Raw genomic sequence first — 14248 nt, forward strand, 5'->3', positions numbered from 1 at the left:
GCACGGAGTCTCTTAGCCCTTCACAGCCTTCACGATCTTCTCGGCGCCATCGGCGAGGTTGTCGGCGGCGATCACGTCCAGACCGGACTCGTTGATGATCTTCTTGCCGAGATCCACGTTGGTGCCTTCGAGACGCACGACCAGCGGAACCTGGAGGCCGACCTCTTTCACCGCGGCGATCACGCCCTCGGCGATCACGTCGCAGCGCATGATGCCGCCGAAGATGTTCACCAGGATGCCTTTGACGTTCTCGTCCGAGGTGATGATCTTGAACGCCTCGGTCACCTTCTCCTTGGTCGCGCCGCCGCCCACGTCGAGGAAGTTGGCCGGTTCCGCACCGTAGAGCTTGATGATGTCCATGGTCGCCATGGCCAGGCCCGCGCCGTTCACCATGCAGCCGATCTCACCGTCGAGCGCGATGTAGTTCAGGTCGTGCTGGGAGGCGGCGAGTTCCTTGGGGTCTTCCTCGGTCTCGTCGCGCAGGCCGACGATGTCGGGGTGACGGTAAAGCGCGTTGCTGTCGAACCCGGCCTTGCAGTCGAGGCACTTGATCTCGCCGTCGGTGGTCAGGATCAGCGGGTTGATCTCCAGCATCTCCATGTCTTTCTCGACGAACATCCGGTAGAGGTTGCCGATCAGGTTGGAACACTGGCGGACGGCCTTGCCTTCCAGACCCAGCGCAAAGGCGACGCGGCGGCCGTGGAAGCCCTGGTAGCCGACAGCGGGGTCGATGGAGAAGGAGAGGATTTTCTCAGGCGTCGAGGCCGCGACCTCTTCGATGTCCATGCCGCCCTCGGTCGAGCAGACGATGGAGATGCGGCTGGACTGACGGTCCACCAGCAGGGCGAGGTAGAATTCGGAGGTGATGTCCGAGCCGTCCTCGATATAGATGCGGTTCACCTGCTTGCCGGCGGGGCCGGTCTGGTGCGTCACCAGCGTGTGGCCGAGCATGCGATTGGCTTCCTCGGCGGCTTCTTCCACCGATTTGGCCAGGCGCACACCGCCTTTTTCACCGGCTTCCGATTCCTTGAAGGAGCCCTTGCCGCGGCCGCCTGCATGGATCTGAGCCTTGACCACCCAGAGCGGGCCGTCGAGCTCGCCCGCTGCGGTCTTGGCGTCGTTGGCGGTCAGAACGATACGACCGTCCGAGACCGGGCAGCCATAGTCGCGCAGAAGCGCCTTCGCCTGATATTCATGGATGTTCATGAAAGAATCTTCCCGTCTTGCTGCGATTTCGTTGCCGGTATACCCATGCATAGCGGCCTGCGTTAAACGAAATATCGCGAGGTCCCTCGAATTGCGAGGAAATTCTGCCTTTTGTGATCACGCTTTTCGGAGCTGTGATCACAAAATCAAATCGTGTTTGTCTGATGTTAGCGGCGTCACGGAAGAATCACCGTTCCGCTGCGCTTCGGCCCCACCGTTTGGTGCATGGCGGAGGGCGGGAACGAAGGAAAAACGGGCGGAGGGCGCTGCGTGGACTATCTCGAGAGATCGGGACCGGACCGGATAGACCGGGAGGCGGTGCCGGTGGTGGCGCTGGTGCACAACGAGGCGAATATCCTGCCGGCGTTCCTGGCGCATTATCGCGGTCTGGGCCGGGTCACCTTTCTGATCGTCGACGACCGCTCGACCGATGGCACGGCCGCGCTTTTGGCGGCGCAGCCGGATGTCACGGTTTTCCGTCCGGTCGAGGGGTCGAGCTATCGTGCGCACAAGGCGCTGTGGCGGTCGCAGCTTCTGGATCGCTATGCGGATGGGCGCTGGTGTCTGGTGCCCGATCTCGACGAGCATTTCGTCTTCGCGGGCCAGCCCGGGCTGTCGCTGGAGGGCTATATCGCAGCGCTCGAAGGCGAGGGGGCGCAGGCGGTGGCGACGCTGATGATCGACATGTATGACGACCGGCCGCTGGGCGAGCACATCTTTCCGGACGGTCAGGGGCGCAGCCTGACTGAGAGCTTTCCCTATTTCGATGGCCCGGCGCCGTTCCCCGAAGGCTATGCCCTGCGCCCGGTGACGCGCGCGACGCTGAAACGGTTTCCGACGCCGCCGGTGGCCTTTGTCGGCGGGGCCCGGCACCGTCTGTTCTATCCGCGACCCACCCCGTCCGGTCCGGTCTCGCGCTGGGTCGCGTCGCATCGGTTCGGTTTTGACGGGGCGGTGAATGCCCGGCCGGGGCGGCTGGCGCGTTCGGTGGCGAAACGGCTCTTCGCGGGCACGCTGAACTGCACGAAGCTGGGGCTGCTGCGCTGGCGGCGGGGCTGGCAGTTCAACGGCGGCGCGCACAAGCTGGATGCGGCGATCCCGATGTCCGAGAGCATCGCGGCCTTTCTGCATTACCCCTTCACCCGCGGGCGCGAGGGGATCGAATATATCGCGAAACGGGGGCAGCACGCCGATGGTTCGGGCCATTACAAGCGGTTGCTGGATGGGGAGGGGCTGGCGCAGTCGCCGGTCTATGCCGGATCCAAGCGCTATACCGGGCCCGAGGCGCTGGCCGGGCTGATCCGGGGCGTGCCGGGGCGCTAGGCGCGCCCCGGCGAAAGCTCTTACGCGAGCGAGCCGTCGATGCCTTTGCAGGCTTCGACCAGGCCCTTCACGGCCTTGACCGAGGTGTCGAACATCTCTTGCTCTTCCTTGTTGAGCTTGATGTTGACGATCTTCTCGATGCCGCCGGCGCCGATCACGGTGGGCACGCCGACATACATGTCGGAGACGCCGAGGTCGCCGTCGCAATAGGCGGCGCAGGGCAGCACGCGCTTCTGGTCTTTCAGATAGGCTTCGGCCATTTCGATGGCCGAGGTGGCGGGCGCGTAGAAGGCCGAGCCGGTCTTCAGCAGGCCGACGATTTCGGCGCCGCCGTCACGGGTCCGCTGCACGATGGCGTCCAGCTTCTCCTGCGTGGTCCAGCCCATCTCGATCAGGTCGGGCAGCGGGATGCCGGCGACGGTCGAGTAACGGACCGAGGGGACCATGGTGTCGCCGTGGCCGCCCAGCACAAAGGCGGTGACGTCTTTCATCGACACGTTGAATTCGGTGGCGAGGAAGTGACGGAAGCGTGCCGAGTCGAGCACGCCGGCCATGCCGCAGACCTTGTTCGCGGGCAGGCCCGAGAATTTCTGCAGCGCCCAGACCATCGCGTCGAGCGGGTTGGTGATACAAATAACAAAGGCATCCGGCGCGTTGTCGCGGATGCCTTCACCGACCGACTTCATGACCTTGAGGTTGATGCCGAGCAGGTCGTCGCGGCTCATGCCGGGCTTGCGCGGCACACCGGCGGTGACGATGCAGACGTCGGCACCGGCGATGTCGGCGTAATCCTGCGTGCCCTTCAGCGTCGCGTCGAAGCCCTCGGAGGGGCCGGATTCGGCGATGTCGAGCGCCTTGCCCTCGGGGGTGCCTTCGGCGATGTCGAAGAGGACGACGTCACCCAGTTCCTTCAGGGCTGCGAGGTGGGCGAGCGTGCCGCCGATCTGTCCCGCGCCGATCAGGGCGATCTTGGGTCTTGCCATGGATCTAATCTCCGCTCCATTTCATGAATTCCGCCGCTTGCGTAAGGGTTTGCCCGGGCGCGCGCAAGGGCGCTGCGGGGCAGCGATGCGCGGGGGCGCCGGGGGGCAGGCGGAAATGATGGCGCTAAAGACAAGAAAATCGAGAGCTTAGCCCACGCCGGGCCCGGCGATGCGCGGGATCTGTTTTCAGCCCGCCAAAGGCGGGTGGGCGGGGGCCGGATCCGCAAATCCGCCGCTTGTGCGGCGGGGCTGTCGATTCTCGCGGTGGCCGGTCAGGCATCGCTTTCGGGGGCGGGAAGCGCCTCGGCCAGCGGCTCGAACGCCTGACCGCTGGCGACCAGACAGGTCAGCCCCGCCGGAGAGGTGACGGTGATCGTCCAGGTGCCGGTCTCGGCCGAGGCGAACACCTCCATCACCGCGTTGTTGCTGCCCAGCCCGATGCTCTGCCGCGTTTCGCCGTATTTCGAGGCCAGCTTCTCGATCACCTGCGCGCGGGGGGCACAGGTCGCGGTCTGCGCGCGGGCCTGCCCCGCGGGCACCGCCCCCAAACAGGCCACCAAACCCGCCATGACTGCCATCGTCCGTTTCATCGCTTTGCCCTTTCGGCTGTCGCGCCAGGAGGTCGCGCGGGCTTTGCCGCGCCTCCCGCGCCGGTCGTGCCCTCGGCTCTGGGTTGGCTTCGCTCCCCGGGGATGCGAACGCAGGTCCGAACCCCTGTCAAAAGCCTGCGGAGAAAACCCAAAGGATTGGTTAAGGCACCGGGACAGCCGTGCCGGTCGCGCCGGAAACGCGTCGGAAACCGGCTTTTTTCTGCGACGCGGCGCTTCTCCTCTTGCACTTTTCGCAAAAAACTGGCCTCTACCGCGCAACATTATTTCTTCGAAACGGAGGAGACTCATGGATCTCACGATGCGCCCCTACCGCTCGGTGCTCTATATTCCCGGTTCCAAGGACCGTGCTCTGGACAAGGCGCGCGGCCTGCCGGTGGATGCGATCATCTTCGATCTCGAAGACGCGGTCTCGCCCGGCGAAAAGCCCGCGGCGCGTGCCACCCTGGCCGCTGCGCTGGCGCAGGGCGGCTATGGCAAGCGGACCAAGATCGTGCGGATCAACGGGTTCGACACCGAATGGGGCGAGGCCGATGCCAAGGCCGCCAACGATATGGACTGCGACGCGGTGCTGCTGCCCAAGGTGGAAAGTACCGATCAACTCGACGCGCTGGCCAGGCTGACGGACAAGCCGCTCTGGGCGATGATGGAGACGCCCAAGGGCATGCTCAATGCCGCCAGTATCGGCGCGCATCCACAGCTCATGGGCATGGTGATGGGCACCAACGATCTGGCCAAGGAGCTGAACTCGCGCTTCCGCGCCGACCGGCTGCCGATGATGGCCTCGCTGGGCATGTGCCTGCTGGCAGCCAAGGCCACCGGCTGCGTGATCGTCGACGGCGTCTATAACGCCTTCAAGGACGACGCGGGGCTCAAGGCGGAATGCGATCAGGGCCGCGACATGGGTTTTGACGGCAAGACGCTGATTCACCCCGCGCAGGTCGAGATCACCAACGCCGCCTTTGCGCCGACCGAAGCCGAAATCGAGCTGGCCAAGCGCCAGATCGCCGCCTTTGAAGAGGCCGAGAAGGCCGGGCAGGGCGTTGCCGTGGTCGATGGCAAGATCGTCGAGAATCTGCATGTGGCGACCGCGCAAAGCCTGCTGGCCAAGGCGGATGCCATTGCCGCGCTGAGCGAATAAAGGCAGTCTGGCCGGGTATCGACACGCAAGGCACCAAAGGAGTTCTTTATGGTCCTGCTGATCCTCGGCGTGCTGCTCTGGGCGGGCGCGCATCTGTTCAAACGGGCCGCGCCCGCGCAGCGCGCGGCGCTTGGCGACAAGGGCAGGGGCGCCGTTGCGCTGGCGCTGCTCGTCTCCGTCCTGCTGATGATCTTCGGCTATCGCATGGCCGATGGCGCGGCGTTCTGGGGCCGGGATCCGGCAACGGTGGGCATCAACAATCTGCTGATGCTGGCGGCGCTCTATTTCACCTCGCCTGGGCCGAAGAAAGGCGCGCTGTTCTACCGGATGCGCCACCCGATGCTGACCGGGTTCCTGCTCTGGACGGTGGCGCATCTGCTGGTCAACGGCGACGTGCCGAGCTTTGTGCTGTTCGGCGGGCTGGGGCTCTGGGCCATTGTCGAGATGGGGGTCATCAACCGCGCCGAACCGGACTGGACCCCGCCGGAAAAGGGGCCGATCCGGAAAGACCTGATCTTTCTGGCCGCCAGCCTTGTCCTGCTTTTCGTCATTGGCTGGGTGCACACCTGGCTTGGCTACCCCACCTTCGGATAATGTCTGGGACCGCTATGAAACTCTACCGCTTTCTGACCGAGGACGACACCTCGGCCTTCTGCCACAAGGTCACCGCCGCGCTGAACAAGGGCTGGGAGCTGCACGGCCAGCCGACCTATGCCTTTGACGCCGCCAACGGGGTGATGCGCTGCGGTCAGGCCGTGGTGAAAGAGGTGGAGGGCACCTACACCCCCGAGACCAAACTGGGAGAGCACTGATGGCCAAGACCAATCCGGGACGTTTCTTCGAAGATTATGCCATCGGTCAGGTGATCGACCACGCGGTGCCGCGCACCGTCTCCACGGGCGAGCGGGCGCTTTATCACGCGCTCTACCCGGCGCGGCATGCGCTTTATTCCTCGGACGAATTCGCGCGTGCCAGCGGGCTGCCGGAAAGCCCGATCGACGATCTTGCGGCCTTCCATGTGGTGTTCGGCAAGACCGTGCCCGACATCTCGCTGAACGCGGTGGCCAATCTGGGCTATGCCGAAGGGCGCTGGCTGACCCCGATCTATGCGGGCGACACGCTGCGGTCGTCGTCCGAGGTGATCGGGCTCAAGCAGAACTCCAACGGCAAGAGCGGCGTGGTCTATGTGCGCACCACCGGCACCAACCAGCGCGGCGAGACCGTGATGGACTATTGCCGCTGGGTGATGGTGAAGAAAAACGATCTCGACGCGCCCGCGCCCGAAACGGTGATCCCCGAGCTGAAGACGGTGCTGACGCCCGAGGATCTGGCAGTGCCCGAGGGGCTGAGCTTCGAGAATTACGATTTCACCCTGGCGGGCGAGCCGCATCGCTGGGGCGATTATCAGGTGGGCGAGACCATCGACCATGTGGACGGCGTGACCATCGAAGAGGCCGAGCACATGATGGCGACTCGGCTCTGGCAGAACACATCCAAGGTGCATTTCGATTCCACGATCCGGCCCGACGGGCAGCGGCTGATCTATGGCGGGCATGTGATCTCCATGGCGCGCGCGCTGAGCTTCAACGGGCTGGCCAATGCGCAGATGATCGTGGGGCTGAACGGCGGGGCGCATGCCAACCCCTGCTTCTCGGGCGATACGGTCCGCGCCTGGACCGAGGTGCTGGACAAGGCCGACACCCCGGCGCCGGGCGTGGGGGCCATCCGCCTGCGGCTGGTCGCGACCAAGGGCGGGGCGCCGTTCGAGCTGAAAGGCGAGGACGGGAAATACCTGCCTAACGTGCTGCTGGACCTCGATTATTGGGCGCTTATGCCGCAGTGATCGGCGCCCCGGCGTTAACGATTTCGTCGCAAATGCGACCCCGCTCCGGTACACTTGGAGCGGGAGGAGATTCGTTTCTGCCATCAGAGGGTTCGCCATGCCTGCCACCGATCTGCCGCACGGAACCGAAGACGTTCTGGCCCTGCCTGTCCGGGACATTCCCGATACGATCAGCGATCTGGTCAAGTGCCGCAAATTCAGCGGGCTGGTCAGCAGCATCCACCGCGACATCCGCTCGCCGGATCCGGCGCTGCGCGACAAGGGCGCGCTGGCGCTGAAGCGGCTGGGGTTTCCCGACTGAGCCGCCGTCCTGTCGCATCTCGCAGCGACAGAATCAAATTCCGGCACATATTCTGCACTGCGGAATGTTAGCGTCCGATATGTGATCACACTTTTTCGGGTGTGATCACATTTTTGCTTATTTTTTCAAAAAGCGATCAAAAAACGCGCCTGCCATGCATGCACCGGCGTGACATGAGGCCCGGAAACCCGCTAGAACCCTGCCACGAGGGAACCGAAAGGACACGCCATGGCCGAAGAGACCCGGATCGAGCGCCCGCTCTCCCCCTTCATGATCGGGCCGTATTATCGACCGCAGCTCACTTCGATGAGCTCCATCCTCACTCGCATCACCGGAAACGCTCTGATCGTCGGCACGCTGCTGATGGTCTGGTGGTTCCTGGCGCTTGCCGCGGGGCCGGAATACTTTGAAACCGCCGAATGGTGGATTACCTCCTGGGTGGGCAATCTCATCATGTTCGGCTCGCTCTGGGCCATCTGGTATCACTACCTGGCCGGGCTGCGTCACCTGATCTTCGACGCGGGCAAGGGGCTCGACATCAAGACCGCCGAAAAACTCGGCTGGGCCTGCATTTACGGCTCCGTGGCGCTGACCGTCGCGACCGTGATCATCTACTGGATCTGAGGGAGGCATCGGATATGCGTTACCTGACCGACCGCAAGCGCGCCGTTGGCAAGGGCTCGGCCCATACCGGCGCCGAACATCACTGGTACATGATGGTCAGCTCCGTGGCGCTGGCGTTCATGGTGCCCACCTTCCTCATCATCTTCGGCCGGGCGCTGGGCTCGGGCTACGAGAGCGCGCTCGCCACGTTCGAGCGGCCCTTTCCGGCGATCCTCGCGGGGCTCACGCTCTTCGTCGGCATGCAACACTTTCACAAGGGCGCCCGCGTGATGCTGGAGGATTACACCAGCGGCACCACCCGGAAGCTGCTGATCATGCTGGTTGTGGGTCTGACCTATGCGCTCACCGCCGCCGGAATCTTCGGCATCGCCAAGATTGCCCTCTGAGACAGAAAGACCCGGAAAAATGGCTGCATACGAATACGAGACGCATGATTATGACGTCGTGGTGGTCGGGGCAGGGGGCGCTGGCCTTCGCGCCACGCTCGGCATGGCGGAGCAGGGGCTGCGCACGGCCTGCGTGACCAAGGTCTTCCCGACGCGTTCGCACACCGTCGCCGCGCAGGGCGGCATCGCGGCGTCGCTGTCGAACATGGGCCCGGACAACTGGCAGTGGCACATGTACGACACCGTCAAGGGCTCGGACTGGCTCGGCGACACCGACGCGATGGAATATCTCGCCCGTTCGGCGCCCGCCGCCGTCTACGAGCTGGAGCATTACGGCGTGCCCTTCTCGCGCACCGAAGAGGGCAAGATCTATCAGCGCCCGTTCGGCGGCCACACCACCGAATTCGGCGAAGGCCCGCCCGTGCAGCGCACCTGCGCCGCGGCCGACCGCACCGGCCACGCCATCCTGCACACGCTTTATGGCCAGTCGCTCAAGAACAACGCCGAGTTCTACATCGAATATTTCGCCATCGACCTGATCATGTCCGATGACGGCGTGTGTCAGGGCGTGGTCTGCTGGAAACTCGACGACGGCACCTTCCACGTCTTCAACGCCAAGATGGTCGTGCTGGCCACCGGCGGTTATGGCCGCGCCTATTTCTCGGCGACCTCGGCCCACACCTGCACCGGCGACGGCGGCGGCATGGTGGCCCGTGCGGGGCTCGCGCTTCAGGACATGGAATTCGTGCAGTTCCACCCGACCGGCATCTACGGCTCGGGCTGCCTGATCACCGAAGGCGCGCGCGGCGAGGGCGGTTACCTCACCAACTCCGAGGGCGAGCGCTTCATGGAGCGTTACGCGCCGACCTACAAGGACCTCGCACCGCGCGACTATGTCTCGCGCTCGATGACCATGGAGATCCGCGAGGGCCGTGGCGTGGGCGAGCATGGTGATCACATTCACCTGAACCTGTCGCACCTGCCCGCCGAAGCGCTGGCCGAACGCCTGCCGGGCATCTCGGAAAGCGCCAAGATCTTTGCCGGTGTGGACGTGACCAAAGAGCCGATCCCGGTTCTGCCGACGGTGCACTACAACATGGGCGGCATCCCGACCAACTACTGGGGCGAGGTGCTGAACCCGACCGCCGACAACCCGAACGCCGTGGTTCCGGGTCTGATGGCCGTGGGCGAGGCGGGCTGCGCCTCGGTGCACGGGGCCAACCGTCTCGGCTCCAACTCGCTGATCGACCTCGTGGTCTTTGGCCGCGCCGCCGCCATTCGTGCCGGCAAGGTGGTCGACAAGGACGCACCGAAGCACGCGCTGAACCAGCCGTCGGTGGATGCAGCCTTTGACCGGTTCGACGGGCTGCGCAACGCCAATGGCAGCACGCCGACCGCCGAGCTGCGGCTTGAGATGCAGCGTACCATGCAGTCCGATGCGGCGGTGTTCCGCACCGACAAGACCCTCAAGGAAGGCGTCGTGAAGATGACCGAGATCGCCGGCAAGATGGGCGACCTCAAGGTCACCGACCGCTCGCTGATCTGGAACTCGGATCTGATGGAAACGCTGGAGCTGACCAACCTCATGCCCAACGCGCTGGCCACCATCGTGGGCGCCGAGGCGCGCAAGGAATCCCGCGGGGCGCATGCCCACGAGGATTATCCGACGCGCGACGACGAGAATTGGCGGGTCCACACCATCAGCCGCGTCGAGGGCACCGAGGTCACGCTGAGCCATCGTCCGGTGATCCTCGATCCGCTGACCACCGAGGAGCAGGGCGGCATCAGCCAGGCCAAGATCGCGCCGAAGGCCCGGACCTTCTGATGCGGATCGGTCTCGCCCTGGGGATGCTTCTTGCCGGCTGCTCGGTTCTCGAGCCGCTGCCGGCAGGGGATCTTGCGCGCGAGACCGCCCGCGATGCGGTTGCGCCGGTGCTGATGGAAAAGGCGCCGGGGGTCGAGATTGGCCGTGCGGTCGATTGCACGCTCGATTACGCCAGCCGTGGCCAGATCGAGGCGCTGTCGCTTGCCTCGGCCAGCGGCCAGCCCGAGCTGATCGACGATATCGTCACCGATATCCTATACAAGAGAGGCACCCGCGATTGTATGCGCGGCGGCCTCGCCTACTGGCTGTTCCACTAGGAGATCCCGTCTTGCGCAAAGCCCTCCTTCTCACGCTGCTCCTCGCCGCCTGTTCGCAGGAAAGCCAGGATCAGATCGCACGCGAGGCCGCGCGGTCGACCGTGTCGAAGGTGGTGGCCGAGCGCTTTCCGGGCGTGCCTGTGCAGCCGGCCATCGACTGCGTCATCGACAATGCGTCGTCCACGCAGATCTATGCGCTGGCGGCGGACAGCATCACCGGTCCGACGGAAAGCACCGTGCAGATCGTCAGCGAGATCGTCTCGAAGCCCGAGACCCTAACCTGCCTGGCAGCCGAGGGGCTCCCGGCCCTCATCCGATAGGAGAGCGATATGGTTCAATTCACACTCCCCAAGAACTCCAAGATCCGTACGGGCAAGACCTGGCCGAAGCCCGAGGGCGCGACCAATGTCCGGGCGTTTAAGATCTACCGCTGGGATCCCGATACCGGCGAGAATCCCCGTGTCGATACCTACTATCTCGACATGGACAAATGCGGGCCGATGGTGCTGGACGCGCTGATCAAGATCAAGAACGAGATCGACACGACCCTGACCTTCCGTCGTTCCTGCCGTGAAGGCATCTGCGGCTCCTGCGCGATGAACATCGACGGGATCAACACGCTGGCCTGTATCTACGGGCTGGACGAGATCAAGGGCGATGTGAAGATCTACCCGCTGCCGCATATGCCGGTGGTCAAGGACCTGATCCCCGATCTCACGCATTTCTATGCGCAGCACGCCAGCATCATGCCCTGGCTTGAAACCAAGACCAACCGCCCCGAGAAGGAGTGGAAGCAGTCCATCGAGGACCGCAAGAAGCTCGACGGTCTTTATGAATGTGTGATGTGCGCGTCGTGCTCGACCGCCTGCCCGAGCTACTGGTGGAACTCCGACCGCTATCTCGGCCCGGCGGCACTGCTGCACGCCTACCGCTGGATCATCGACTCGCGCGACGAGGCGACGGGCGAGCGTCTGGACGGGCTGGAAGACCCGTTCAAGCTCTATCGCTGCCACACGATCATGAACTGCACCAAGACCTGCCCGAAAGGTCTGAACCCGGCGAAGGCCATCGCCGAGATCAAGAAGATGATGCTGAACCGCCACGTGTGATTTCCGCGTTCAGCGACCGACAAGCGCCGCGCCCTCCCGGGTGCGGCGTTTTTCTATGGCCCGCCGTGCGCCCGCTCTCGGGCGCCTGCGTGACCGGATGCTTTGCGGCATCCGTGTTGTAGACCGGCAGCCGCCACGGGTTTTGCACTGGCAGTTGTGTTGCCCATCAGGATCGAGACCGGTCCAATCGCCGCGCCTTATCGAAGAGGTTGGGCATGTGGGCTGGGCGATGGCTGGGGCCGGGGGGGGCTCTACAAGGCGCGTGAGTGACCTTGGGGAACCATGCAAAAGATGCATTTCGCATTTGCAGCATCGTGGGATGTGCTGCGGTGCAGCAAAGTATATGTCGGTATGCAAGGGGGGGATGACGGCACAGAACCGAAAGGCCACCCGATGCAAGAGCAGACCAAATCCCAGATCGACGCGCAGGACGCGCTTGCCATCCTCGAGCAAGCCTATGCCTATTACCAGCCCGAGCCGGTGCTGGTGCATGTGAACGCCCGCGAGCTGAACGAAGACAAAGACGGCTTCGCCTATTACCGCGCGGCCTGAGGCACTGGTCCCGCAGGCACGGCGGGCTAGGGTTTTCCTCATGACACAGGTGATTTTTGAACGGAGCCGGCGATGATCTTTGCTGCCGGCTTCGTTTTCGTTTTTGTGATCTTGTTGTTTTACAATATGAAATTCCGCGACAGACGGCTTTGCCGCTGGCGTGAGTACCGGCAGGGCGGCGTCTCGCGCTGGACTTGCATTCACTGCGGTGCCGAGACCGAAGGCACACCGGGCACCCCGCCGAAACTGTGTTTGCGCGATCACATCTGACCGGCCCGGAAAATTTTTTGCAGAGCGCAAAAATTCCCTCTTGATCGAATCCGGGCGTGGCCTCATATGCCCGCTCATAGACGCCAACGCACGCGCCTCTGTCGAGGTGGGCAATCACAAACCCACGCGGTTACGTAGCGACGGTAACGTCTCCCTTGGAACTGAGCGGTCTGCGCCGGGAAACCGGAATGGCCGGGTCTGATTGGAGATGACCAATGAACGCATACGTGACCGGGCTTGCCGCCCGCCAAACCCCTGTCTTTGCCGCACCCGCTCCGGAAGCGCCCGTCGAGCAGCACCTGTCGCGTGCCGAGGCCTATATCCGCGCCCATGATTTCGCGCGTCCGACCCTGGTGATCGACACCCAGGCGGTGGCCCGTCAATACGCCGCGCTGGCGCAGGGGCTGGGCCGTGCCCGCATCCACTATGCGGTCAAGGCCAACCCGGCGCCGGAAATCCTGCGCCTGCTGGCCCGCCTCGGCTCGAATTTCGACGCCGCGTCGCGCACCGAGATCGCCATGTGCCTGGCCGCCGGGGCCACGGCCGACCGCATCTCCTTCGGCAACACGGTCAAGAAAGTGTCGGACATCGCCTGGGCGCATGCGCAGGGCGTGAGCCTCTTTGCCGCCGACGCCGAGGAAGAGCTGGCAAAGCTGGCCGAGCACGCGCCGGGCGCCCGCGTCTACATTCGCGTGATCGTCGAGAACACCGAGGCCGACTGGCCGCTGACCCGCAAGTTCGGCTGTGCCCGCGACAAGGCGCTGGAGCTCATCGCGCTGTCCAAGACGCTGGGGCTCGACCCGGTGGGCCTGTCCTTCCACGTGGGCTCGCAGACCCGCCGCGCACAGATGTGGGCGCCGGTTCTGGATCAGGTCGCGGCCATCTGGCACGCCGCTGGCGACGCAGGCCACGCGCTGACCCTGCTGAACATCGGCGGCGGTTTCCCGGCCTTCTATGGCGAGGCCATCGAGGCGCCGATGAACTATGCCGCCGACGTGATGGGGCTGGTGCATGAGCGCTTTGGCGATGTGGCCGAGATCATGGCCGAGCCGGGCCGTGGCCTGGTGGCCGAGGCCGGCGCGATTGCCGCCGAAGTGCTTCTGGTGTCGAAGAAATCCGACAACGACCTGCACCGCTGGGTGTATCTCGACATCGGCAAGTTCTCGGGCCTGGCAGAGACCATGGAAGAGGCGATCCGCTACCAGTTCCTGACCGACCGCGACGGCGACGATCTCGGCGCCTGCATCCTCGCCGGCCCGTCCTGCGACAGCGCCGACGTGCTCTACGAAAAGCGCCCGGTCGAGCTGCCGCTGGGGCTGAAGGCGGGGGACCGTATCATCATCCGCAACTGCGGCGCCTATACATCGACCTATGCCTCGGTCGGTTTCAACGGCTTCCCGCCGCTGGATGTCGTGGCGATCTAGGCTCTACCGCCTTGCTCACGGACCAAAGGCCGGCCCCATCGGGGTCGGCCTTTTTCTTTGAAGTGGCGAACAGGCGGGAATGGTGGGCAGATTGCCCACCCTACGGATCGCGCGGGTCCCGCCCCGGACCTGGTCCGGGGCCTCATCGTTTGAGCCGCCGGTGCGATTTTCCCGCGCCGTGCTTCAATCTCCACTCTGCCGGAGCTGGCTCGCGTTTCGGCTGTGGCCATGGCGCGCCCGTCCCGGTCTTCTGGCATGTCCCCGACCTTCTGGCGTCTCTCACAGCGCTGTCCCTTCAACCGCATGGACATCCCCGGCAATTCCGGTAACCGTAGC

General features: G+C 64.5%; 17 protein-coding genes. 14 read left to right on the forward strand and 3 right to left on the reverse strand.

The genetic code is table 11. From position 1 onward, the window contains the following. Positions 1 to 12 precede the first annotated feature (12 nt). Positions 13 to 1206, reverse strand: a complete 1194-nt coding sequence (gene sucC / locus M4578_RS09520; RefSeq protein WP_258093213.1) for an ADP-forming succinate--CoA ligase subunit beta — start codon at positions 1204 to 1206, stop codon at positions 13 to 15. A 270-nt stretch (positions 1207 to 1476) separates the two neighbouring features. On the opposite strand from sucC, the gene M4578_RS09525 reads away from it, so the two are divergent. Then, on the forward strand, positions 1477 to 2529 hold the full coding sequence (locus M4578_RS09525; RefSeq protein WP_258093214.1) for a glycosyltransferase family 2 protein: 1053 nt from the start codon (positions 1477 to 1479) through the stop codon (positions 2527 to 2529). Positions 2530 to 2549: 20 nt separating this feature from the next. Here the strand turns inward: M4578_RS09525 and mdh are convergent, their stop codons facing one another. Further along, on the reverse strand, positions 2550 to 3512 hold the full coding sequence (gene mdh, locus M4578_RS09530) for a malate dehydrogenase (RefSeq protein WP_258093215.1): 963 nt from the start codon (positions 3510 to 3512) through the stop codon (positions 2550 to 2552). A 272-nt stretch (positions 3513 to 3784) separates the two neighbouring features. After that, complete coding sequence (locus M4578_RS09535) at positions 3785 to 4102, reverse strand: hypothetical protein (protein WP_258093216.1); 318 nt, start codon at positions 4100 to 4102, stop codon at positions 3785 to 3787. 307 nt (positions 4103 to 4409) lie between these two features. Between M4578_RS09535 and M4578_RS09540 the strand changes: the two genes are divergently transcribed. The 13 genes from M4578_RS09540 to M4578_RS09600 all read left to right on the forward strand — a co-directional run bounded on the left by M4578_RS09540 (position 4410) and on the right by M4578_RS09600 (position 13912). Then, positions 4410 to 5261, forward strand: a complete 852-nt coding sequence (locus M4578_RS09540; protein WP_258093217.1) for an HpcH/HpaI aldolase/citrate lyase family protein — start codon at positions 4410 to 4412, stop codon at positions 5259 to 5261. Positions 5262 to 5309: 48 nt separating this feature from the next. Beyond that, complete coding sequence (locus M4578_RS09545) at positions 5310 to 5855, forward strand: NnrU family protein (RefSeq protein ID WP_258093218.1); 546 nt, start codon at positions 5310 to 5312, stop codon at positions 5853 to 5855. Between the two features lie 14 nt (positions 5856 to 5869). Next, the gene (locus M4578_RS09550) at positions 5870 to 6073 is read left to right on the forward strand and encodes a DUF1737 domain-containing protein (RefSeq protein ID WP_258093219.1); all 204 of its coding nucleotides are present in this window, start codon (positions 5870 to 5872) and stop codon (positions 6071 to 6073) included. Continuing rightward, on the forward strand, positions 6073 to 7104 hold the full coding sequence (locus M4578_RS09555; protein ID WP_258093220.1) for a MaoC family dehydratase: 1032 nt from the start codon (positions 6073 to 6075) through the stop codon (positions 7102 to 7104). The genes M4578_RS09550 and M4578_RS09555 overlap by 1 nt, the downstream gene beginning before the upstream one ends. 97 nt (positions 7105 to 7201) lie before the next feature. Then, a complete protein-coding gene (locus M4578_RS09560) occupies positions 7202 to 7405 on the forward strand; it encodes a hypothetical protein (protein WP_258093221.1) in 204 nt (67 codons plus the stop codon). Between the two features lie 228 nt (positions 7406 to 7633). Then, positions 7634 to 8029, forward strand: coding sequence for a succinate dehydrogenase, cytochrome b556 subunit (gene sdhC / locus M4578_RS09565; RefSeq protein WP_258093222.1), 396 nt, complete (start codon positions 7634 to 7636; stop codon positions 8027 to 8029). Positions 8030 to 8043: 14 nt separating this feature from the next. After that, a complete protein-coding gene (gene sdhD, locus M4578_RS09570; protein ID WP_258093223.1) occupies positions 8044 to 8415 on the forward strand; it encodes a succinate dehydrogenase, hydrophobic membrane anchor protein in 372 nt (123 codons plus the stop codon). A gap of 19 nt (positions 8416 to 8434) precedes the next feature. Further along, the gene (sdhA, locus tag M4578_RS09575; protein WP_258093224.1) at positions 8435 to 10240 is read left to right on the forward strand and encodes a succinate dehydrogenase flavoprotein subunit; all 1806 of its coding nucleotides are present in this window, start codon (positions 8435 to 8437) and stop codon (positions 10238 to 10240) included. Beyond that, a complete protein-coding gene (locus M4578_RS09580; protein WP_258093225.1) occupies positions 10240 to 10557 on the forward strand; it encodes a hypothetical protein in 318 nt (105 codons plus the stop codon). The genes sdhA and M4578_RS09580 overlap by 1 nt, the downstream gene beginning before the upstream one ends. Positions 10558 to 10568: 11 nt before the next feature. Next, complete coding sequence (locus M4578_RS09585; protein WP_258093226.1) at positions 10569 to 10877, forward strand: hypothetical protein; 309 nt, start codon at positions 10569 to 10571, stop codon at positions 10875 to 10877. Between the two features lie 9 nt (positions 10878 to 10886). Next, the gene (locus M4578_RS09590) at positions 10887 to 11666 is read left to right on the forward strand and encodes a succinate dehydrogenase iron-sulfur subunit (protein WP_258093227.1); all 780 of its coding nucleotides are present in this window, start codon (positions 10887 to 10889) and stop codon (positions 11664 to 11666) included. A 393-nt stretch (positions 11667 to 12059) separates the two neighbouring features. Then, positions 12060 to 12218 (forward strand): hypothetical protein, encoded by a 159-nt coding sequence (locus M4578_RS09595; RefSeq protein WP_258093228.1) that lies wholly within the window; start codon positions 12060 to 12062, stop codon positions 12216 to 12218. A gap of 485 nt (positions 12219 to 12703) precedes the next feature. After that, positions 12704 to 13912 (forward strand): type III PLP-dependent enzyme, encoded by a 1209-nt coding sequence (locus tag M4578_RS09600; protein WP_258093229.1) that lies wholly within the window; start codon positions 12704 to 12706, stop codon positions 13910 to 13912. Positions 13913 to 14248 lie beyond the last annotated feature (336 nt).

The organism is Salipiger pentaromativorans (genome assembly GCF_024721115.1).
Taxonomy (GTDB): domain Bacteria; phylum Pseudomonadota; class Alphaproteobacteria; order Rhodobacterales; family Rhodobacteraceae; genus Salipiger; species Salipiger pentaromativorans.